This is a genomic window from Arthrobacter sp. H20, from assembly GCF_000520515.1.
GTDB lineage: Bacteria > Actinomycetota > Actinomycetes > Actinomycetales > Micrococcaceae > Arthrobacter_D.
Genome location: NZ_KI914755.1, coordinates 1 through 4,909, shown reverse-complemented (window position 1 = coordinate 4,909; position 4,909 = coordinate 1). Strand labels below are relative to the sequence as shown.

General features: G+C 65.0%; 5 protein-coding genes and 1 pseudogene. 3 read left to right on the top strand and 3 right to left on the bottom strand.

Going from position 1 to position 4,909, the window contains the following annotated elements; all coding sequences use genetic code 11:
* A pseudogene (locus Y703_RS22760) lies at positions 1-290 on the top strand (ATP-dependent helicase); the annotation flags it as partial.
* 6 nt (positions 291-296) lie between these two features.
* A complete protein-coding gene (locus Y703_RS0115140) occupies positions 297-1,157 on the top strand; it encodes a DNA-methyltransferase (RefSeq protein ID WP_026553380.1) in 861 nt (286 codons plus the stop codon).
* Between the two features lie 26 nt (positions 1,158-1,183).
* Here the strand turns inward: Y703_RS0115140 and Y703_RS0115135 are convergent, their stop codons facing one another.
* On the bottom strand, positions 1,184-2,029 hold the full coding sequence (locus Y703_RS0115135; protein ID WP_026553379.1) for a PHP domain-containing protein: 846 nt from the start codon (positions 2,027-2,029) through the stop codon (positions 1,184-1,186).
* A gap of 102 nt (positions 2,030-2,131) precedes the next feature.
* Between Y703_RS0115135 and Y703_RS0115130 the strand changes: the two genes are divergently transcribed.
* Positions 2,132-3,694 (top strand): aminopeptidase P family protein, encoded by a 1,563-nt coding sequence (locus tag Y703_RS0115130; RefSeq protein ID WP_035765484.1) that lies wholly within the window; start codon positions 2,132-2,134, stop codon positions 3,692-3,694.
* Positions 3,695-3,926: 232 nt separating this feature from the next.
* On the opposite strand, the gene Y703_RS23225 is transcribed toward Y703_RS0115130, so the two are convergent.
* Positions 3,927-4,091: a hypothetical protein gene (locus Y703_RS23225; RefSeq protein WP_216698834.1), complete on the bottom strand. Its 165-nt coding sequence runs from the start codon at positions 4,089-4,091 to the stop codon at positions 3,927-3,929.
* Positions 4,070-4,909: IS110 family RNA-guided transposase (locus tag Y703_RS20270; RefSeq protein ID WP_253908079.1), on the bottom strand; the 840-nt coding region annotated here is incomplete at its 5' end. The genes Y703_RS20270 and Y703_RS23225, both read right to left, overlap by 22 nt.

The window sequence follows — 4,909 nt, the reverse complement described above, 5'->3', positions numbered from 1 at the left end:
CCAGCCGTTCGCGCGGCTCGGAGCGTTCGCGCGGTGGCGGCGATCGCTCCCGCGGCTCGGATCAGCGCGGCGGGCAGCAGTCAGCCGACAAATCGGGCAACCGGCGTCGTCGTTCGGGGACAACCTCCGAGGGGTCAAGCCAGCCTCGCGGGACCGCTGCCGACGCGCCAGCAGCGAGCGCTGACGGCGCACCGGCTGCCGACCGTCCACGCCGGAGCCGTTCCCGCACCCGCACCCGCAGCCGCAATGGTGAGGTAGTTAACAAACCCGCCGCCGGAGCGGAGAGCTAAGCCAGCATGCCGGTTCCCGGTACGGCGCCGTTGTGGCGTCCGGACGGCGGCAATCTGGTGGTGCACGCCGATAACGCCGCGTACCTTCCAACGCTGCCGGACAGATCGTTCACCATGATCTACGTTGACCCGCCCTTCAACACCGGGCGGGCTCAACGGCGTCAGCAAACGTCGATGGTTCGTACCATCGACGGGACCGGCGACCGGGTCGGGTTCAAGGGGCACAGCTACTCGACGGTCAAGGGGATGCTGGCGAGCTACGACGATGCCTTTGAGGACTATTGGGATTTCCTTGCCCCGCGGCTTGCGGAGGCGTGGCGGCTTCTCACTGACGACGGCACCCTCTACGTGCACCTGGACTACCGGGAGGTGCACTACGTGAAGGTGATGCTTGACGCCCTGTTTGGCAGGGACAGCTTCCTGAACGAAATCATCTGGGCGTATGACTACGGCGCGCGCGCGAAGAGGCGCTGGCCCGCCAAACACGACAACATCCTCGTCTATGTGAAGAATCCGTCGAACTACTACTTCGACAGCTCCGGCGTGGATCGGGAACCCTACATGGCACCGGGGTTGGTGACGCCCGAGAAAGCAGCACTCGGTAAGCTGCCGACCGACGTCTGGTGGCACACCATCGTTTCCCCCACCGGGAAGGAAAAAACCGGCTACCCCACGCAGAAACCCGAGGGCCTGCTCCGTCGGGCCGTCACCGCGAGCAGCCGTGAGGGTGATTGGGTGCTCGACTTCTTCGCGGGATCGGGAACCACTGGTGCAGTGGCGGGGAAGCTGGGCCGCCGCTTCGTCTGCGTCGACCAGAATCCGCAGGCGATCGACGTGATGAAGGCCCGGCTCAGCGCCTACTGCTGATGGGTGGCCTGCTCACCGGGGTGCTGTCAGCGCACCACTACTGACCCCGTGGCGAGCTCCTCAATCTGTTCCAGCACTGCCGGGACCGTAAGATTCTCCCCCAACCGGTTCGGTTTGCCTTCCCCGTGATAGTCGCTTGACCCGGTAGTGAGCAGACCGTGCTTGGCAGCGATGCGCCGCAGCTCCTGGCGCCCCGGCTCAGGATTGTCCCGATGCTCAATCTCAAGGCCCTGCAGTCCGGCGTCGATCATCTGCCCGACGACGTCGTCCCCCACGACCCGTCCGCGGGCAGAAGCCACTGGATGGGCGAAGACGACCACCCCGCCTGCGGCGCGGATCAGCTCTACTGCCCGCGCGGGATGCGGGGCATAGTGGCCCACCCAGTAGGGCGACGCGGCGGTAAGAATGTGGGTGAAGGCCTCACTGCGATCGGAAACGATCCCCAGGGTTACCAACGAGTCGGCGATGTGGGGGCGTCCGACGGTCGCCCCCACCGCAATGTGTTCCTGCACGTCGGCCCACGTAATCGGGTAGTCCGCTCCGAGACGCTCAACCATGCGTTCAGCCCGCGACAGCCGGGCATCCCTGGACCGCTGGATCTCATCCGCCAGCCCCTGATGCAGCGGATCGTGTAGGTAGGACAGCACGTGGACACTGATGCCCGTATCGGTGCGGCAGGATACTTCCATCCCCGGGACCAAAGCCACCCCGTGCAGCCGGGCAGCCTCAGCGGCCCCGGCCCAGCCGGCCGTCGAGTCATGGTCCGTCAGGGCGATCACGTCGAGGCCAGCGTCCCGAGCCGCCTTCATCAGGACGGCAGGACTTTCGGTGCCATCGGAGACTGTTGAATGGGTGTGTAGGTCGATTCTCACCCACCCAATCTACGCCCGCTCCGACAGTCCGGCCGACAACTGTTTGGTTGCCTTCGGTACCGGTGAGATCATTGGGGTGTGAGTACTGCAGAGAACAAGACCATGTCCCAGTCCGCCACCGAACTGCCCTCCCCCGAGGAGCAGCCGTTAGCTGCCCGGAACGAGAACCGTTCCCAGCGCCCTGATTCGGACGCCTTCAAGGCCTTCATGGCGCAGCAGTGGGCCACCAAGCCCACCGAACTGCCCGCCGAATCCGAGGTTGCGCGCTATGCGGCGACCCGCCGTCGTACCATCTCGGCTGCGTTTCCGGGCGAGCGTCTGGTAATCCCCGCAGGTCCGTTCAAGGTGCGATCCAACGACACTGACTACCGCTTCCGGCCGCATTCAGGCTTCGCGCACCTGACCGGGCTGGGCCTTGACCACGAGCCGGATGCGGTCCTGATCATGGAGCCAACCGCCGATGGTCAGGGCGACGACGGCGGAGCGCATCACTCCACCCTCTACTTCAAGGAACTGGCCAGGCATGACAACCCCGAGTTCTACGGCAACGCCCGCTATGGCGAATTCTGGATCGGCTCACGGCTCTCCCACGCCCAGATCAAGGCAATGCTATCCATCCAGACGGCCGACCTCGCCGAACTGGAGGTCGCAGTAACCAAGGACGCCGGCGCCCCCGAGGTTGGCGGCATGCGGATCCGCCTGCTGCGCGAAGTGGACCTGAATGCTGACGCGCTGGTCGACACCTCGCGGATCAACACCGGTGTTGACCTGGAGAAGTCCGATGAGCTCGACGGCAAACTTGCCGAAGCACTCTCCGAACTGCGCCTCCTGAAGGATCAGTGGGAGGTGGAGCAGATGAAGGTTGCAGTTGCCGCGACGGTCAACGGCTTTCACGAGGTAGTCAAGGAACTCCCCCGGGCCATTACCCACCACCGCGGCGAGCGGGTAATTGAGGGAGCCTTTTTCGCCCGCGCCCGTGAAGAAGGCAACGATCTCGGCTACGACACCATCGCAGCCTCCGGCAACAACGCCACTGTGCTCCACTGGATCCGCAACAACGGCCAGGTGCACTCAGGCGAACTCCTGCTTCTCGATGCGGGTGTTGAAGCCGACAGCCTCTACACCGCTGACATCACCCGCACCCTCCCAGTCAACGGCAAATACACCGAGATCCAGCGGAAGATCTACCAGGCAGTGCTCGACGCGGCCGACGCCGGTTTCGCTGCTGCGCAGCCCGGGCGCAAGTTCAGGGAGGTGCACCAGGCAGCAATCACAGTGCTCGCTGAGCGTCTTCACGCGTGGGGGCTCCTCCCGGTCACGCTCGAGGAAGCCCTGTCCCAGGACGGGCAGCACCACCGCCGCTGGATGCCACACGGCACCAGCCACCACCTCGGCATGGATGTCCACGACTGTGCCCAGGCCAAGCGCGAGCTCTACCTCGACGGAGTCCTCACCGAGGGTATGGTCTTCACCATCGAACCTGGACTGTACTTCAAGGATGAAGACCTTGCAGTCCCCGAGGAGTTTCGCGGAATCGGTGTACGGATCGAAGATGACATCCTGATGACCGCTGCTGGCCCGGTGAACCTGAGCGCCGCGCTGCCGCGCGAGGCTGACGACGTCGAAGCCTGGATGGCGGGCATCTACAGCCCCACCGGCGAATAAGCCATGGCCGCTCCGGTACCCGACCCCCAGCGGAGGTAGGTGCCGGGGCGGCTACCTGGCTCTCCCGGCCTCACCCTCGACCCCGGTTGAGGAGCCGGCCTGGCATTTTGGTACTGCCTCAGAATGGCGGGCAGTACCCGGAGTGTCTAGTCCGAAAATGAGGTGGGTTGGATGCTTAGATGGGCACGGTCGCGGGACCGGGCGGTTGTCGGTCTTGTGAGGTTGGGCGGGGTCAGGCGGCTGTTGCAGGGGTGAGAGTGACGTTGTAGCCCAGGGCTTCGAGCTGGCGGATGTGGCCGCGCTTCCTGGTATCGGGGTTAGTTCGCTGGGTGTAGTGGTTGGGGCCGAGGTCGTGGAAGCGGGTGTCGGGGTTGTTCAGCAGGTGCCAGATGGCCACGAGGATGGAACGGCCGATGGCGACGATGGCCCGTTCTTACCGCGCCGTCGGGCGAGTCTGCGGTAGCGTTCGCCGAGGAAAGTGTTGGTCCTGCCCAGGCACACGGCGACTTCCCCGAGGGTCCTGGCGAGGTAGCGGTTGCCGTGTCCGGTGGAGCCGTTGCCCTTGATCTTCCCGGCGGAGGATTTGATGCCGGGTGAGAACTTCGCCCAGGAGGCCAGATGTCCGGAGGTGGGAAACCGGGACATGTCCACCCCAATCTCGGCGACAATGGTAGCGGCGGCGACCGGGCCGATGCCGGGGATTTCATCCAAGCGTGCCGCCGCGTCCGCGAAAGGGGCCAGCGCAACCTCAATCTGCGCGTCGACCGCGGCGATATCGGCGTTAATGTTGCCGACGCGATCAAGCATTGTGGCCAGCAGGAACCGGTGGTGGTCATCGAAGTGGCCGGTGAAGGCTTCCTCAAGGGCGCCGATCTTGGTGCGCATACTGGCCCGCACCATTTGTGCCAGGACCTTTGGGTTCCGTTCCCCATTGATCAGCGCGGCCATCATCGCCCGGCCGGAGACGCCGAAAATGTCCGAGGCCACAACGGAGAGCTTGATGCAGGCATCCTCAAGGAGTTTCTCCACCCGGTTCTTCTCCGCGCCCCGGACCCCGACGAGATCGATCCGGTACCGGGTCAGATCCCGCAGCCGGCGGATCGGTGCCGGCGGGACGAAACTCGGCCGCAGCATCTGGCGTTCGGCGACCTTGCACAGCCAGACCGCGTCGATCACATCCGTTTTGGGTCGGCCGGGCAGGTGCTTCACGTCCCG

Coding starts and splice junctions, on each gene's coding strand:
- Y703_RS0115130 (WP_035765484.1), top strand. CDS start 2,132: ATGTCCCAGTCCGCCACCGAACTGCCCTCCCCCGAGGAGCAGCCGTTA.
- Y703_RS0115140 (WP_026553380.1), top strand. CDS start 297: ATGCCGGTTCCCGGTACGGCGCCGTTGTGGCGTCCGGACGGCGGCAAT.